This is a genomic window from Melissococcus plutonius ATCC 35311, from assembly GCF_000270185.1.
Classification (GTDB): Bacteria; Bacillota; Bacilli; order Lactobacillales; family Enterococcaceae; genus Melissococcus; species Melissococcus plutonius.
Genome location: NC_015517.1, coordinates 37,727 through 55,417 on the forward strand (window position 1 = coordinate 37,727; position 17,691 = coordinate 55,417).

General features: G+C 30.3%; 15 protein-coding genes. 12 read left to right on the plus strand and 3 right to left on the minus strand.

Going from position 1 to position 17,691, the window contains the following annotated elements; translation table 11 throughout:
* Positions 1-486 precede the first annotated feature (486 nt).
* From MPTP_RS08485 to MPTP_RS08540, 12 genes are all read left to right on the plus strand, one after another.
* Complete coding sequence (locus MPTP_RS08485) at positions 487-1,182, plus strand: DUF554 domain-containing protein (protein WP_013774713.1); 696 nt, start codon at positions 487-489, stop codon at positions 1,180-1,182.
* A gap of 1,093 nt (positions 1,183-2,275) precedes the next feature.
* On the plus strand, positions 2,276-3,631 hold the full coding sequence (locus MPTP_RS08490) for a CoA-disulfide reductase (protein ID WP_231849688.1): 1,356 nt from the start codon (positions 2,276-2,278) through the stop codon (positions 3,629-3,631).
* 21 nt (positions 3,632-3,652) lie between these two features.
* Entirely contained in the window at positions 3,653-5,062 is a 1,410-nt protein-coding gene (locus MPTP_RS08495; protein ID WP_013774715.1) for a cation:dicarboxylate symporter family transporter, read from the plus strand.
* 505 nt (positions 5,063-5,567) lie between these two features.
* On the plus strand, positions 5,568-7,241 hold the full coding sequence (locus tag MPTP_RS08500) for an aspartate-alanine antiporter-like transporter (RefSeq protein ID WP_013774716.1): 1,674 nt from the start codon (positions 5,568-5,570) through the stop codon (positions 7,239-7,241).
* Positions 7,242-7,316: 75 nt separating this feature from the next.
* The gene (locus MPTP_RS08505) at positions 7,317-7,709 is read left to right on the plus strand and encodes a YdhK family protein (protein WP_013774717.1); all 393 of its coding nucleotides are present in this window, start codon (positions 7,317-7,319) and stop codon (positions 7,707-7,709) included.
* Between the two features lie 513 nt (positions 7,710-8,222).
* Positions 8,223-8,585: a hypothetical protein gene (locus MPTP_RS08510; RefSeq protein WP_013774718.1), complete on the plus strand. Its 363-nt coding sequence runs from the start codon at positions 8,223-8,225 to the stop codon at positions 8,583-8,585.
* Between the two features lie 29 nt (positions 8,586-8,614).
* Entirely contained in the window at positions 8,615-9,490 is an 876-nt protein-coding gene (locus tag MPTP_RS08515; protein WP_013774719.1) for a RusA family crossover junction endodeoxyribonuclease, read from the plus strand.
* Between the two features lie 2 nt (positions 9,491-9,492).
* Positions 9,493-10,395: a hypothetical protein gene (locus tag MPTP_RS08520; protein WP_013774720.1), complete on the plus strand. Its 903-nt coding sequence runs from the start codon at positions 9,493-9,495 to the stop codon at positions 10,393-10,395.
* A 604-nt stretch (positions 10,396-10,999) separates the two neighbouring features.
* On the plus strand, positions 11,000-13,282 hold the full coding sequence (locus MPTP_RS08525; RefSeq protein ID WP_231849689.1) for a hypothetical protein: 2,283 nt from the start codon (positions 11,000-11,002) through the stop codon (positions 13,280-13,282).
* The gene (locus MPTP_RS08530) at positions 13,279-13,788 is read left to right on the plus strand and encodes a hypothetical protein (RefSeq protein ID WP_013774722.1); all 510 of its coding nucleotides are present in this window, start codon (positions 13,279-13,281) and stop codon (positions 13,786-13,788) included. Before MPTP_RS08525 ends, MPTP_RS08530 begins: the two co-directional genes overlap by 4 nt.
* Before the next feature lie 15 nt (positions 13,789-13,803).
* Positions 13,804-14,433, plus strand: a complete 630-nt coding sequence (locus MPTP_RS08535) for a hypothetical protein (RefSeq protein WP_013774723.1) — start codon at positions 13,804-13,806, stop codon at positions 14,431-14,433.
* Between the two features lie 17 nt (positions 14,434-14,450).
* Positions 14,451-14,720, plus strand: a complete 270-nt coding sequence (locus MPTP_RS08540) for a hypothetical protein (RefSeq protein ID WP_013774724.1) — start codon at positions 14,451-14,453, stop codon at positions 14,718-14,720.
* 527 nt (positions 14,721-15,247) lie between these two features.
* On the opposite strand, the gene MPTP_RS08545 is transcribed toward MPTP_RS08540, so the two are convergent.
* From MPTP_RS08545 to pgmB, 3 genes are all read right to left on the minus strand, one after another.
* On the minus strand, positions 15,248-16,651 hold the full coding sequence (locus tag MPTP_RS08545; RefSeq protein ID WP_013774725.1) for a family 43 glycosylhydrolase: 1,404 nt from the start codon (positions 16,649-16,651) through the stop codon (positions 15,248-15,250).
* A complete protein-coding gene (locus MPTP_RS10130; protein ID WP_013774726.1) occupies positions 16,603-16,797 on the minus strand; it encodes a family 43 glycosylhydrolase in 195 nt (64 codons plus the stop codon). Before MPTP_RS10130 ends, MPTP_RS08545 begins: the two co-directional genes overlap by 49 nt.
* A gap of 234 nt (positions 16,798-17,031) precedes the next feature.
* Positions 17,032-17,691, minus strand: a complete 660-nt coding sequence (pgmB, locus tag MPTP_RS08550; protein ID WP_013774727.1) for a beta-phosphoglucomutase — start codon at positions 17,689-17,691, stop codon at positions 17,032-17,034.

Genomic DNA, 17,691 nt, shown 5'->3' on the forward strand with positions numbered 1-17,691 from the left:
CGGTTCTACGAGAATTAGGGCGTATTGGTAGTACGTTCTTTTTCTTATAATTCCAGGATAACATCATTGTTACTAAAAATCTAGTAAAAGTAATCTTTATAAATTTAATAAATGAATAAATTATATTCATATGCGCCTATTAAAGCTATTTTTATGACAAAGAAATAAAATAGATTTTCATCTATATTTATTGAATGAACTAAAAAAGATATCTTTGCTTAAAAGTAGGCATAAATTAAGTAGTAAGAGGAATTTTCTCATAGATATAAGGTTCTTAGAATTAAAAACAATACGAATGATGAGATACAAGTTAGACAATAATAGTAGTTAATAAAGTGGCATTACTAATACTTCTAATTGTAATTGTGCCCATGCTATCATAAAAGATAGTATACATATTTTTGTTATATTGAGAATTAATTATTTTTATTGAAGTATAGATTAAACTTCTATAATATAATAATTTTATAGGAGGTAGAGATAGCTATGTTATTTGGTGGTTTAACAGGTACGGTTACAGATACAGGTGGAATTATTATTGGTGCATTGATTGGTGAACTTTTTAAGAAAAAGTTGACGATTAAATATCAAGATGTTTTATATACAGCAATTGGGTTTGTTGCATTTGGTATAGGGATAGAGACGATTTCTCAAAATATACCAAAATCCAACTTGCCTATTTTATTCATTATCAATTTTATAGTAGGTACGATAATTGGAACAAGATTGGGATTACAAGATAAGGTAGATCATTTGTCTACAGAGGATAATGCTGAAATCATACAAGCAATTGTCACTATGCTGCTGCTTTCTTGTATTGGGGCATTACCTATTGTTGGTTCGATAATGGCTGCTACAAAAAATGATTTTACTTTTCTTTTTACAAATGCTTCTCTTGATTTTGTTTTGTCTCTAATCTTTGGAGCTTCAGTGGGTATCCGGGTAATTGTAGCAGCACCCATAATATTTTGTTACCAAACAATAATATTCTTACTTGCTAAATGGATGGGAGACTTTTTTTCCTCTTCATTAATTGTAGAAATTTCAATATTAGGTGGATTTATGGTAACTGCATCTGGTTTAAATTTATTAAACATCAAACAATTTAAAACTGTTAATATGTTACCCTCCTTATTCATACCGATTATTTTCTTTGCTTTAAAAGCCTTGTTTTATTGGTAATAAGATAGATAGAAAATAAGAAGATTCTTTTAGCGATATTTTTAATAAGTTTTTTCTTTCAAGTTTAAGAAGGGCATCACCATTACTAATTATAATCTGCTTGAATTATAAGAGTTTCTATTATATCTAAACTAGTTATGCTTATTTTCTTCTAAAATAAGCATAGTATACTACTTTCATTTTTATGTTTCCTCTGTTTGATGAAGGATTTAATCACTATCTTATCTCATGGTTAAGCAAGTTTTATATAGAAAAAATTATTCACATTTGCTTATAATTTTAATTGTTATTTTTAGATCGGTGAATATCTTATAATCCAGGTGACAATTTAAATAAAGATAGAGGCAAATAAACAATAACAAAATTATCTTTCAAAATATCCTTTCTTTTATCTTGATAAAGGAATGGATTATTTTTTATCTTCTGTTTCAGTAATCGAAGTATTCATATAGTATCCATATAGTATCCATTTAGGATTTAACAACTATAACTAAATTGCTAAAGCTAGAAAAAAACTCTTTTTTCTAGAATTGTTGACAATATTATACGATCTTTCATTTTTAGAATCTATAATTTTATGATTTTAAAGACACAAGTAGTTCTATAAGTTAATTTTATCATTCGATTTTATTTGATGAATTATTCTTATTGGTTATTTTGATTTATGTAATTTGTTTGATGGAAAATTAAAATTAAATTATTTAGTTATTTATTTATGTATGTTTATATTCTTTCTTTTTAATATTTTCACAACATAAATGACTCTTTAGTTTTATTTGTTTACCAATTTTTTATAAAACTAGTTGTTTGACAGCTTTTTTTTTGTATGTTAGTTTTTACTTGTGACAGGTTAATTCTGTCATAAAATTAAATTTTTATACTAATAAAATAATTAAATCAAGAAAGCAAATTTTGTTATTTTATTTAAGTTAGTTTGTTTATTACTTTTCTTTAGAAGATTGATCCAATCTTTTACATTATTTGTAATAGGAACCTTGAATTGAAAAGGTCAATTATTTACTAATTTGTAGTTATTTTTTATTTATACTTCTATAAAATAATTTTTTAACTTTGTTACATAAATAACGCTGGAATGGAGAAAATTATGGAAATAGTCATTATTGGTGGTATAGCAGCTGGTATGAGTGCAGCAGCTAAAGCCATTCGAACAAATAAAGAAGCAATAGTAACAGTAATTGAAAAAGCGAATTATATTTCTTTTGGGGCTTGTGGATTGCCTTATTATTTGGGAGATCAGTTCAAAGATGAACAAGAAATGTTTGCTCGAACGCCTGAACAAATGAAGGCAACTGGTATTCAGTTAATGTTAGAACATGAAGTAACTTCAATTGATTTTGAAAATAAGGAACTCAAAATAACGAATTTGAAAACAAAACAAACATTAACAAAAAGCTATGATCGTTTGTTAATTGCAACAGGAAGTACGCCAATTGTTCCAAAAATTAAGGGACTTAATATGAAAGCGAAAAACATTTATACCATTGATACCCCAGGACATGTACAACAATTAAAGGAACAATTAGATAACTATCAAAATATCTTGATTATTGGTGGTGGATTCATAGGTCTTGAAGTTGCCGATCAATTAGCGCAAAAAAATAAGCAAATCCAGTTGCTTGAAGCGAATAAAACAGTTGTCAATGTTCCTTTTGATCCTGAATTCTCTGAAAAAATTGCTGAAGCAGTTACAAAAAAAGGTGTAAATATGTATTTTGAAGAAGTCGCACAGGAAATGATTTTCAAGGAAGATAATGTAATTTCAGTAAAAACAACTAAAAGAGAATTTCAGGTCGATGCAGTAATTATGGCAGTGGGTGTAACTCCTAATACGGCTTTTGTAGCGGGACAACTAGATATGTTAACAATCAATGGTGCTATTATTATTGATGATTATGGAAGAACTTCAATTCCCGATGTCTTTGCAGCTGGTGATTGTGCAAAAATCAACCATCGCTTAGCGGGAACCATGTATATTCCACTAGCTACAACAGCAAACAAGTTAGGAAGGATTGTTGGTGAAAATCTTGTAGTAAAAGAAGAAAATATGCATACGTATAGTGGTTCACTAGCAAGTATTGCAATTAAAGCGGGTGATTATGAAGCTGCTGCTACAGGAATCAATGAAACAAAAGCTAAGGAGTTAGAATTAAATTATAAAACTACTTGTATTGAAACAATGAATCATTCCAATTACTATTCTACTCAAGAAAAAATTATGATTAAATTGGTTTATGATGCAGACACTTTTGTTTTGTATGGTGCTCAATTATTTGGTAAAAATGAAACAGTACTAAGAGCGACAGCTTTTTCTACCGCAATTTATGCAGGATTAACAACAAAAGAATTAGGATTTGTTGATTATGCTTATGCACCACCGTTTGCTTCAACGTGGGAAGCAATTAATGTAGCAGCAAATACAGCAAAATAAAAATGAGAGAAGTGAAAGGTTATGATAAAGACTCCCTTTTTTACACAATTTTTGAAAATTAGCAATTTCTATACCATAGGCGCATTAATCTTATTAGCGCTAGCTATTTTACTTTTAAGATTTCTAAAAACAAAAAAGATTGATTTTTCGATACGTATGATAACTGCATTGATTATTGGACTTATGATCGGTATTTTCATTGATTTTATTGGTGGTAAAAATGGTACTTATGTTCACTTTGCTCAAATGGAGATTTCTGCTTGGTATGAATTACTGGGAACTGGATTTTTAAAACTCATCCAATTATTGGCTGTTCCGGTAGTTTTTTTATCGATTATTAAGGTTGTTATTGATGTTCAGGGAGAACGTTTAAGAACATTAACCAGTAAAACATTTGTTTCTTTACTTGGCACTACCGCTATTTCAGCGATGGTTGGTATTCTTGTTGTAAAAATTTATCGGTTGAATGGTGCAGCTTTTGCTGGAAACTTAACTGGAGAGAAAGCTTCTTCTATGCGTCAGATTGCTTCACAAAGTTTTCCGGAATTTTTTCTAAATTTAATTCCTAGCAATATAGTGGAATCTTTAGGTAGTAATGAAAGTATTGTTTCCGTGGTAATTATTGCTGCTTTATTTGCTGGAGCGATTCGTTTTCTTAAAGTAAAAAAACCGGATCAGGTGGCTCCGTTTGTAACAATTCTTGATTCTTTAAGGATCACAATAAACTCAATATTGACAAATATTATTAAAATAATGCCTTATGGCATTATCGCATTGGTTAGTAATACGATTATTTCAAATGGAATTCAGGCAATTATTGGTATGTTAGGATTCATTGCAGCTTTATATACAGGTATTATAATTATGTTATTAGTATATATAGTTATTTTGATTCTATTAGGCGTGAATCCAGTAATTTTCTTTAAAAAATCATTTACAACCTTATTATTTGCTTTTTCTTCACGTTCAAGCGTGGGTACATTACCTTATACTTTAAAAACCTTACAAAATGGGATGGGAGTAACAGAGGAAACTGCTAATTTTGTTGGTACTCTTGGAACAACGATTGGATTAAATGGTTGTGCAGGCGTGTTTCCGGCAATGCTTGGCACATTAATTGCTTCTGCTGTTGGGACAGAAATGAATTTTGTTTTTTATATTGTAATTGTCCTTGTCGTAACGATCAGCTCCATTGGCATTGCAGGTGTGCCTGGGACAGCAACTGTTGCTGCAACGGTAACTTTAAATGGTTTGGGTTATGGAAAAACAATTTCAAGCATTGGAGCCATTTTTGGTATAGATCCAATTATTGATATGGGAAGAACCTTATTAAACGTCGCCGGTTCAATGATTGCCGCCATTATTGTTGATAAATGGGATGGTACTTTTGATAAGGAAGCTTATAATCGAATAACTGAAAAAGATGAGTAATTGTATTATTTATAATTAGATAAATTCTTTTAAAGACATGGGTAAAAATTATATTGATGATTTAATAAAACCAACGCTTTAGCATTGGTTTTAAAGATTGATATAAATAACTACCTATGTCTTTTATTTTTGGTTCGAATCAGGTTATTAATAAATGGTTGCTTGTTCAGAATTTATTAAACAAGGATTAGAAAAACATTTATGAAAAAAAAGTGAAAATCATATAGAAAAGCAAATATTTTTTTTTTTAAATTCAACGTGCTATGCTTAATTTATACATTTAGATTTTTTAGAAAGAAATTCAGTGATATTTCTAGGTAAAAGTTTTCTATTAAAAAATGAAATTTTTGAGAAGGGTGGTTGCTAATTTTATTCAATAATATGAATACTTTATGGATTCCTAATATAAATTTTGATGAATGAATCATTTAATTATTTGGCAAAAACTATAGGGAAACTATCTTATCTAGTGATAATTAATTGTCAAATATGGGAGGGAAAATTCATGTGGCATGAATTAATCAAGTTTTTTTTAAATAATACCATTATTTTTTTATTTTTATCGTTAGCAATAGGCTATGTCATTGGTCAAATAAAAATCAAATCATTTAGTTTTGGCGCAACGGTTGGGGTATTGGTAAGTGGTTTGGTATTAGGACAGTTGGCAAATTTTACAATTGATCCATTGCTTAAAAATGTCTTTTTTAGTTTATTTATTTTTACAATTGGATATGAAGTAGGACCAACATTTATTCAGAGTTTAAAACGATCTGGCTTAAAATTGGTGGCTCAGGCGTTCTTTTTTGCCATTGTTGCTTTTTTGTTTTCTTATGGCCTTTTAAAATTATTCCGATTTAATCCTGGTGAGGCAGGAGGAATTGTATCAGGGGCGATTACACAATCTGCCGCTTTAGGAACAGCAACTTCAGCAATTAACAATCTAAAAGTATCAGAGGCATTAAAATCTGCTTACACCTCAGATGCAGCAATTGCCTATGCAGTGACCTATATATTCGGAACAATTGCTACCATTGTAACGGTTAGAAATATCGGGCCTTTAATTTTGGGAGTAAATTTAAAAGAAGAAACAAAAAAAGTAGTTGAACAATTACATTTTACCGAGAATGGTAACAATGAACTTTATGACTTAGAGAGTAATATTGTAATTCGGTCATTTAAAATTATTGATTTACCTTCAACAGAAGTAACGGTCGATCAATTTGAAAAATGGTTACAGCAAAAAGTAATTGTACAGCAAGTTTTCACCAATGATCGTCCTCAACCATTCACCCATACAACGAACTTACGAAAAGGGCAGGTAGTGACCATTATTGGGAACAATGAGGAAATTTATAAACTTGAAACAAATGAAAAATATTATCAGGAAATTTTTGATGATAAGTATAAAAAAATTCCAATCAAAAAAGTAGAAGTTATGTTAACAAGAGTTTTTAATTATTATTCATTAAAATCTTTAGTCGATAAAAGTATCATTATTATTTCTGCTAAAAGAGATGGAAAAGATATCGACGATTTGACCAAGTTGCGTTCAGATGACCGGGTGACAATAGCTGGACCTGATCAGTCTATTCAGCGAGCAATACCTAGTTTGGGATACCCGATTACACAGGGAGAAGCGACAGATGTCAGTTTTCTATCAATTGGGATTGTCTTAGGTGTTTTGTTAGGAGATATCATTATTACTATTAAAGGCCTTCCTATAACCTTGGGTTCTGGCGGTGGTGTATTGTTTAGTGGTTTGTTTCTAGGATGGTATCAAAACAAAAACATTCGTATTGGAAATATTCCAAGTTCAACACGTTGGTTTTTAAAAAGCGTAGGATTAAATGGATTTATTGCAACAGTTGGATTAGGTGCTGGAAGTCAATTCGTAAAGGCGATTCAATCAATGGGCATTAAAATTATCTTGATAGGTTTGTTAATTTCAACCGTTCCATTTATTATTACTTTGCTCTTTGGTAAATATATACTGAAATTTAATGCAGTTGATAATATTGGTAGTTTAGCAGGTGGAGGTACTTCTAACTCTGCATTGAATTCTATCATTGACCAAACAGGTAGTAGTATTTTTGCTTTAAGTTTTACGCCTACCTATGCTATTGGAAATATTCTCATTACAATGTTTGGTTCATTAATGGTAACTTTAATAGGTGGCTGATTAAAAATGACTAATAGGTAAAATACCTATTTAATCATAATAGTTTGATAAAATGATTGAAGGAGAGGAATAATTATGGGAAAATTAAAAGTTGGAGATCAAGTCATATTAAAAGCTGATCATATGCCTGGTATGAAAGGGGCAAAAGCAAGTATTATTGCAGCAAAATTAAGTAATGTTTACCAAATTACCTATACACCTACAAATGGTGATAGTCAAGTAACACATCATAAATGGATTATTCAAGAAGAAATTCGAAAAGCACCTAAAGAAAATTATCTATTGCCATCGGGCTATGAATTTACCTGTTTGGCTACACATATGCCACACATGTATCTATCAAAAGCAATCATTGAAAATGGTCGTTTTGATATTGCTTATCAGGTAGTTTACGAACCAGTGAATGGTGGTGGCAAATTAATGCAACATAAATGGTTTATTGATGAAGAATTTGACATGCCTAAATAATAGAATAAGGTTGTTAGGTTAGGAGATTAACCATTAGAATGAAAAAACAAAAAGATTATAAAAAAGATGAAGCCAGTCGTGGCTGCTTAGGTGATACTTTTGTGGAATGGAGTTATATCCATTCCACCTTTTTATCTTATTAGTATGTTAATTTTTATTAAAGAGAATGGAAAGTAGTGAAGAAAATAATACTTGTTTTACCGTTAAGTATCTACAAAAAAGATATTCAAGTGTACTTTTTACATAGAATTATAGGTACCTTTTCTGGTTGATATATTTTCATCTTTTTGAATAGCTATGAATTTTTATGAATGGAGAAGATTGCCTTTTTAAAAATCATCTAAATAGCTAGGTAGTTAGTATTTATAAACATAGTAATAGAGGAGTAATTGTTAGGTAGAAAAATAAATTGATCTATTATTTTCGTTCTTTATTTAATAAATGTATTATAACTTTACAACATTTTAAAATATTGTTACAATTTTAGACATAAATGAAGGGAGTGACTATTTAATGAGAAAAGTTAGTATGAAATTTCCTCCTACTACAGGGAAAGTATTAACAAAATGGTTAATTGGTGAGTCGGATCCTTTAAATAAAAAAGAACTTTCAGAGAAGACAGGTATTGTTAGACAAACATTGTATATTTATATAAAAAAACTTCGTGCAGGTGAGAAAACCATTGAGGAATTATTAACTGTAGATGAAATGCTGCGCTTGATTGCTTACCAAAATGAAGTGATTCAAAGACCTAAAAAAGAGGATGTCCAAAGACAAAAAAATATTGAACAGCAATTGACATTTATAAACTCAATTAGAAAATCACAAAAACAACCTCCTTTAACTTTAGATGAGTTTATAGAAAAAAATTTATAGAAGAGAATTTCTACTAAGGAATGATAGCAATGTGGCAAATCATACTTCCCTTCAACCCAGTAGCAACACCAAGACCAAGTATAAAAAGAACAAAAACAGGAATTCTTACCTATTACACAGAAAAGTATGCAACTTATCTTGAAGAAGTTTCCAATTATCTTTCAGATCATCAGTTAATAAACGATGATTTTTACCAAACGATTGCTTGTGAGATGGGTGTAGTAATGGAAGTGGATTTTTTTATTCAACGAGCAAAAAACCAAAAAAAAGTTAATACTATTTTACGAACCTATGCGCCAGATATCGATAATTTATTAAAAGGTGCAATGGATTGTATTTTTAATCAATCGAAGATTAAAGATAGTTGTGTGGTCGGTGTTATAGCTTTTAAATATAATACAATAAACAATGCTAGAACGGAAATACGTTTAAGACGGGTAGATGAATTGGAAAAAATCCAATATAATTTTTCAGAAATCAGTCAGGTGGATTGGCAAATTTCGTTACCATTTAATCCAGTAGCAACGCCTAGACCAGGTGTTAAAAGAACAAAAACAGGAATTCTTACCTATTATCCAAAAAAATATCAAGACTACAAAACTGCAATGAAAACATATATTGAGGATCAAGAAATGTATAACCAAGACTTTTTTCAGGTCATTCAATCTTCCTTTGGCATGATTGCAGAAATTGACTACTTTTGTCAAATGGCTAAAAATCAAAGAAAACTTGAAAAATTAATGAAAGTAACTGCTCCTGATATTGATAATTTGGTCAAGGGAACATTGGATAGCATTTTTCATTATGGACTACCTATTAAGGATAGTCGAGTTGTTGGTTTGATTGCTTATAAATTCAACACTCTAAAGAATCCACATACTGAAGTCAGAATAAGAGGGATCTAACGGTGGCAAAATTAACAAACAATGAAAAAATTCTTCATATTTTAAATACGCAGGATGCTATGAATCCACTATTGAATGATTATTTAGTTCAATTAAAAAAGCGCTCTGATTGGCAGCAATGTCATAAGAAAAACTATTTAAAAATCGTAGCTGAATTAAATCAATTGAAAAGTCAGGAAAGTAAGAAACAGATACAACAAAAAAATATAGTTCATCTATTCAATAAAGCTAAAAGCGAAGCAAGCATTATTATTATGTACAATTCAGAAATACGATTTGTTCATTTTGAAATATTTTATCAATTTATTCAACTTTCTGAAGTGAATCAACAAACAGTTCAATTAATGATTTTACTTAAGAGTAAATTGTCAAAAGAATCTTTATTAGCCGCTATGCTAGAGAAGTTGATAGCATTATGTTTTGCAATGTCTAAGAAAGATTACCACCAATTTTTGTATTATAGTCAGTTTTTTACAAAAGGAATTCGTTTCTATCAAACTCTTTCACAAAAACAATTGGTAGTATATTTAGGAAAAATTTTAAGTCTATGTCAAAAAAGCCATCTGGATACATATAAACTCAATGAATTAATTATGATGGTTATCAATGAAAAAGAATATCCTGAAAAACCAAATCCAGAAATTCTATTGGCTATGTTACATAAAATGAGAATGCCTAAGATGTATATAAAAAGAGGTTATACTGTTTTAAATTATTATCAACCATTAATTTATGCAATGAATAATTTAAGGAGAGTTTTAAGAGAATCTAGGGAATATACTTCTTTTTATCATGCAGTGATTAATTATAATAATGCAGTCAATAATTTAAGAAATTACTATCATACAAATTATCTTCAGGGAGGTGGAATGCCAAAAAATACAAAAGCAACGATTGATAAATAATAGTAATTAAAATTTACAATGAAAAATATTGATATTGATTATTGAAAGGTAATATATAAAACTGATCAATAAATTAGAAATCAGTGTAAGTTACAACATTTAACAATAAAATAAGCTAATAAATGAATAGAAAATAAACATTAACCTACTAGCATTAAATAGAATACAAATTATTGATTAAAAATGGAAAATTTGTATGTAATTAGGCAGATGGGTTATTTTATTATCTATTTATTTTTGTGTATTAAAGATGAAGATATTTATTTGTATGATAAATAAATATCTTAAAAAAATATATAGTTAATATGGCTTCATATTATCGTATTTAATTCATTAAATATGAAAATATACCGTAATTAATGAAAGAATAGATATTAATTTTAAGTCATAATTAAAATTAGTATTATTTATTTTTAATTATAATACTATAATAATAAAAGTTCCTATTATTAAATCAAATTTACTAATAAAGTAACAGCTGTTATATAAATACAATTCATAATGCTTGACCATATCTATTAAAAAGTATAAAATAATATTAATTCTAAAGAAGAAAGGAGGGAAAAAATAATTACTATATAATTAGGAGAGGTTGTCTATATTGATGAATTTTTTAAGGCATTATTTTATCATTGGCTGGTCATGTCTCTTGGTAAATCTTTTTGCTTTACCTGTTTTTGCTACAGATGAATCTGCAAATTTACCAAATTCATCAAACGTAATTACGCCATCCGTTTCTAATGATTTGCCTAATGTGTCAGAGAAAAATGAATTAAGTAAACAGAAAACTGATGATTCCTCAATAGTTAGTGAGGAAAATACTCAAACAAAGGTACAAATAGAACAATCAAATGAAAAGTTAAAAATATCAGAAGAACAGCAAGAAAAGCGTGCAACATTAAGCTATACAGGACAAGGAACGATTGACTCTCCCTATCAAGTCTATTCGATTCAGGATTTGATTGCTGTATTAAAAATAGATCTACCTAGTGGTCAAACAATGCAATATATTCAGCTGATGAATGACATTATCTATACGTCGAAAGAAATTAATTATGGTTCATCTAGTTATCTAAATATTAGACAAAATACAACGATTGATGGTCAAGGATATGCATTGCTATACAATCGTGGTAGCGCTAATACTGATAGTGCCCATTTTCGCACTGGAGCTAACAACATAACGGTAAATTACAAAAATATAAATTTTGGTAATGAACAATATACAGATAATACTTGGTACGGTATTCTTGAAATTGATGGAAATAATGTAAATTTTACGGTTGAAAATATTAATTATACGATCGCAAATGGTTGCCAACCATTCTATTCTCAAGGATCAAATAATACATTAACAATTAAAGGGAAAAATAACTTTAAAAGTCAGACACCAAAAAGTAACGGAACAAATGGTGGTGAATTTGCCGAAGGCTTTGGCAACATTACTTTTGCCAAAGATAGTGTAACAACAATATACAATGATTCTTCCTCTTCGGATGGTCTTTTTTGGGCAAAAATGAATAGTAGTAAGATGGATGTACTTGTTGATGATGCAGCTGAGGTGACAATTCAATCAAGTAAAAGCTACCTTTTTTATATGTCCTCTACTGGTTCTCTCACTGTAAATCCTAATAGCAAGTTTAAAGTACTTTATTTTAAAGGAAATTATGGAAAATCAAATTTTTCTCTAAGTAGCGCTTCTAGGTTAACAATGACATTTAATGAAAATGCAATTGGAGAGTTTTTATCTGAGGATCAAAATGGTCAATTAAGAGCACAAACAACTACAATTAAATTAAACCAACCCAATTATGTATTATTTAAAAATATGGCAAATGAAGGAAAAAGCTTTTTATCTTCTGGAACTATTCAACTAAATCGTATAGATATATCTATAAATAAATATCCAGTGGATTATATTCAAAACGGTCAAATGAAAAATTTAGTTGATAATGTTATTTCTGGGCAAAGTCAAACGATAACAACAACTAATGTATCAAATGCCACTTCACTTGCTTATCATTCAGCTGTCACAATAAAAAATCATTCTTCAGATTCGACAGTGGATGTAGACAATAGTTCAGTTAATGCGAAAATCGATTCTTATGAACCGGCAACCCGTAAACTAGATAAAGCTTATTATAAAATCGCGACTGACAGACTTTATAGTGGAAAAATCAATACACCTGCTGCACAAGCCAGTATTGAAAATCCAAGTGATCCAAGTGTTGTTCTTGATAGTGTTGAAGTGCCTATTATCTATGATGGTGATGTGATTCAATCTGGAAATTCTCATATCTTTAATCATCTTGCTCCTGAAACCTATTATATTTATATGAAAGTAAAGGATTTAGGAATGGATACAAATACAGAATATGTTACAAAAAGCCATTGGGTAGAGGATGAGGTTCAAGTTGTATCCTTGATCAATGTGGCTATTCCAGTCCAGCGACTTTCATTTACCAGTCCTGCAACAGGTGAATTTGGTAGAAAACAAAATTCGCAAGATTTAAAAATACTGAATCAAGGAAATATTCCACTAAATATTAATCTACAGTCTGTAGTAATTAATAACAGCGAAAAAAATTCTGTTCAACTCGTTAAAGCATTTAATACGCATCAACATGAGTTAATTTTGAATTTGAGTGCCCAATATAGTGATCAAACAGAAAAGGCAATGACTTGGGGACCGTTATTGCCAGGAGAGCAGTCATTTGTTAACCAGTTAGCTCTTCAACCATTTTGGAATGAAACAAAAAGTAATGCAGATATTTATGCTGAAGGTGATTACTCAGGTCCAATGGATACAGCCCAGCAACTGGATTGTTCCATTCGTTTTTCAGTTTCACCAATTCAACAGAGGGAAGGAAAAATTAAGAGCAGATGAATAAAAAAAGAATACTAATCAGTGGTTGTACATTATGTTTATTATTATTTGGTGGTTATCTAATTTATATCAACTATTTTCAAAAAGAAGAAGTACCAACTACTGTAGTTAACGGAGATTTCTTACCCGCAAAAAAGGATGCTCGTAAAATCTCTGCTAGGGAGATTAAAAAATCTGCGCAAGCAGAAGTGGACAAAAGTAACTTCAATATGGTAATCGGATCAAAAGCTAAAATCGATAAAACTACGATGGCGGGTAATTTGTTTATTCAAAATCCTAAACATAACGCTTATCCGATTAATGTGGTGATTTCACTAAATGATACGAAACAAGTGGTTTATACTTCAGGCGCCATCCGTCCTGGCGAGGAAATAAAACATGTTTCATTAGAAAAAAAAATTTCAAGCGGGCAGCATTTGGCAACTGCCAAATTTAATTTATATGACCCAAATACACAAAAACATAAAGGGGAAGTAGCATCAGGAATAACATTTGAAGTACAATAAAAAGGAGGAAAAAAGATGAAAAAACTATTGATGGCAGTATTACTAATTGGCAGTGTTGTAAGCTTTGAGACAGTTGGATTGGCAGAGGATGACACAGAGGCGAGTAATCAACAAACAGTAAATGGGAAAAAAGATGCAGATATTACTGTTGAAGGTACGCTTGGAGCAGACAATAAGAATCCAGAAGAAAAAATTCCAGAAGGTAGCAATGATTGGATCAATGTAACTGTCCCAACAAAGACCATTTTTTACAATACAGTTGAAAATAAAAATATTCAGTCGCCAACCTATACAATTATGAATAATTCCGGACGTCCTGTAACGGTTTCAGCGACTAATTTTGTAGACACAACAAGTGATGTGACACTTCCAACTGATTTTGATTTGAATTTACAAGTTAAAGGAAACAATCCCACATCGGCAAATACACCACTGGTAACAGATGGAAAAATAGTTACAGGCTTGAATGCAAAATTAATTACCTTAGCCAACAATCAAAACCAACTGGTTGCAAGCGATCCTGAAAATGAGAACCCAGTAAATAATAAAGCGACTTTCACTTATGGTGGAACAGCAACCGTAACTAAATCGACTAAATTGTCTTATACCTTAAGTTTAAAGTTTGATGCAGTTGCTTGGCAATAAACCTAGGAGTGTCGAATATGTCTAATGAAATTACGATTGATGGTATGCTAGTTGTTAATGAAGAACAAGAAAAAGTAAATTCTCAACCTACTACTACTTCTTCTAGTTCTACCCACGTTTCTAAAGAAAAAAATGATCAAAAAGAAAAAATTGCTGTAATCGAGAAGCAAATGGATACGACATTTCCACAAACAAATGAATTAGATGGAAGTACTCCTACATTAATTGGTATATTATGTATTTTATTATGCTTAATTTATAAGATTAAAAACTGGTTAACTCATTAATAGATAAATAGCTATAATAAAAAATTTCACTATAAATCAATCATTTTTGATTTATAGTGAAATTTTAGCGTATCAAATAGTTAGATAGGCACAATTGTATACTTGATCTTTTTTAGACCGTCTAATAATCTGATTTTTTATAGAGAAGATAATAGGTAGACAAAAAGTAACAATTGCTACCTTTAAAATGAATTAGATTAATAATAGAAATAGGAAAAAATTTGTTAATTTTTTATATATAGATTATTTTTATTTCCAAATTGTTATTTATAGAGAATAATGGTAAAAAATATAAGTATAGAAATTAATAACTTAAAAAATGAACATAATAAAAATATAACTTTCATTTATCTGCAAAATAGACTGGAACCGAATTATCCATTATATAGATTCGGTTTTTAGTCTATTGCTTTTCTATCTATTTATTTCTGATAAATAGGCTTATGATAAAAATTTTAGATCATATTTTTATACAAGAAAGACAACTACTTTTTATATTTAATATTTATTTTACTTTAAACACATTCCTATAAGCTGCTTCTCTCTGCTTTTATGATGGCTATTTGTGCATTGTTATAAGCATAGATGCCTTCCACATCTCCCGTATTTAAGGCTGCAATGGCTTCATTAGAGAAATGAAGAGCAGAGGTAGTAAAAGAAAGTTGCTCATCTGATTTTTTATTTTCAGCAAGGAAAGTTTTTGTTGCCTGATGATTGATAATAGTCAACGTATCTGGCAATTCGCTTAATTGTCCAATAGCTTCATTTATTTCAAGATCAGCTACCTTTTGATAATGACGTACGGTATAACCGAGAGTTTCATTTTTCTCTAATAACAAAGCCGCATAGTGATCAGCATTAATTAAGGCAGCAATCCCAATTTGACCATTTTGTATAGCTGTTTTTTCTTTTGAAAGTGTTACTTGAAAAATTTCTTCTTGTTCAGTTTGACGAATACCAATGAAAGCAGGCGTTTTTAGGTCACTTAATGTCTCATTTTTACCTTTTAATAAACAACAATTTTTATCTATTGTTAATTCTTCTACTAATTGGTCACGTAAGGTAATCCATTCAGGGGACAACCTTTGCTCGATAAATTGGTCGATAAAAGGAGTCAGGTTTTGTTCTTGAGTTAGTATATCAGTATGAGCCGGAAATTTTGTTAAATCAACCGATCTTTCAGGAATTCCTGTATAAATAACTGGCCAATCCTTTTCCCAGTTAACTGGATAAAGTAAAGTTTCACGTCCTGTGTTGGTAAGCAAAGTAAAGCCAACGTTACTTGGATGTGTGCCTAAACAAGTTAACCACCAGTTGCCTTTTGTATCTTGAAAAAGATCTGCATGTCCAATATTTTGTAAAGGTTGTTCGGCACGATCTCTATTTGTAAATAATGGATTTATGCCTGCTTCAGCCTCAAAAGGTCCCCATAAAGAGCGACTTCTTTGCATAGTAATCATATGTCCCACACCTGTACCGCCTTCAGCAATTAACAAATAATACCAACCATCTTTTTTAATAATATGCGGACCTTCAACATCACGACCACCTGTTCCAAAGCTTATTATTTTTGGCTTTTGAATAAGGTTTCCTGTTTTGATATCAATTTCCACCTGTTGGATCGCCTTAGTTCCCTTATCATCGATATAACCGGTAAATTGTAGGTAAGTATGGTTATCTTCAAAATATAAATCCGGATCAATTCCTGAAATGGCAACTTCAACTCTATCTTGTTGCCATTCAATTGTTTTTTTATCTACTGTCAATCTGCCTCGTAGAATAAATGTTTTGAATTCCGAAAAATTTGTAGTAATGACATAAAAATGCTCTTGATAATAACGTATACAAACAGCAAAAATGCCTTCATTGGATTTTGCTGCTCTTAAATCTGCTTGTGAGGCAAAGTAGCAATTCCTTCTAGTTTTGTCCAATTTAGGAGATCGGTACTTTTTGATAATGCAATACCTGGGTAATATTCAAACGTACTATTGACTAAATAGTACGTATCTTCTACTCGAACAATACTGGGATCTGGATATATGCCTCGTAAAATTGGATTTTGATATTGGGTAACCATTAAATGAAATTCCTTCCTAGAAAAAATAAGAGGGAACTAGAATCAATTGATTTCTTGGTTCCACTCTTTTAATTAAAATTTGAATTTATAAAATGAGTGAATAAACTATAATTTTTTAGCACTCTGTGTATTCTCAACAAGATAGACTATAGATAAAATAAAGAAAAATCTTTTTGCAATAATATCTTTATTTATGACTTGTCTGAGTTTTTAATTAGCCAGATAAAGAAGTAATTATTGTTGATTAAACTGTTTAACAATCGTATCAAGATTTAAATCATCTGTAGCTGCAAATAAGAGGTTAGCTTCATGCAGTTTCTCTATACTGCCTATACCGACCGAAAAACTGCCTGCTTTATTAATGGCTGTAATACCTGCGATTGAGTCTTCAATTCCAATACATTCTTCAGGCTTCAGTTGAATAGCAGCAGCAGCAGCTAGGAAAATATCAGGAGCTGGTTTTCCGGCTTTAACTGCACTTGGATCAGCAATAGCATCAAAAGCATGATGTAAGTCTAATTTTCTTAAAATAAATGGTGCATTCAGACTAGCAGAAGCAACTGCTAATTTAATATGATGTGCTTTAAGTGTTTGAATAAATTCTTGAATGCCAGGTAATGTATTTTCTGGCGTTAATGTTTCTAAATAGGTAAGGTAAATATTATTTTTCTCGGTTGCCAGTTCATCAAACTTTGCTTTAGAGACAGTTATATGCAAATAATTCAAAATAATTTGGAGTGAATCTCCTCGGCTAACACCCTTAGTTTTTTCTTCCAAGTCATCTGGTAAAGTTTTGTCAAAATGATCTTTAACTAATTTTCGCCAAGCATCAAAGTGATAAACTGAAGTATCAGCAATGACACCATCCAAATCAAACAAGGCACCCTTTAACAT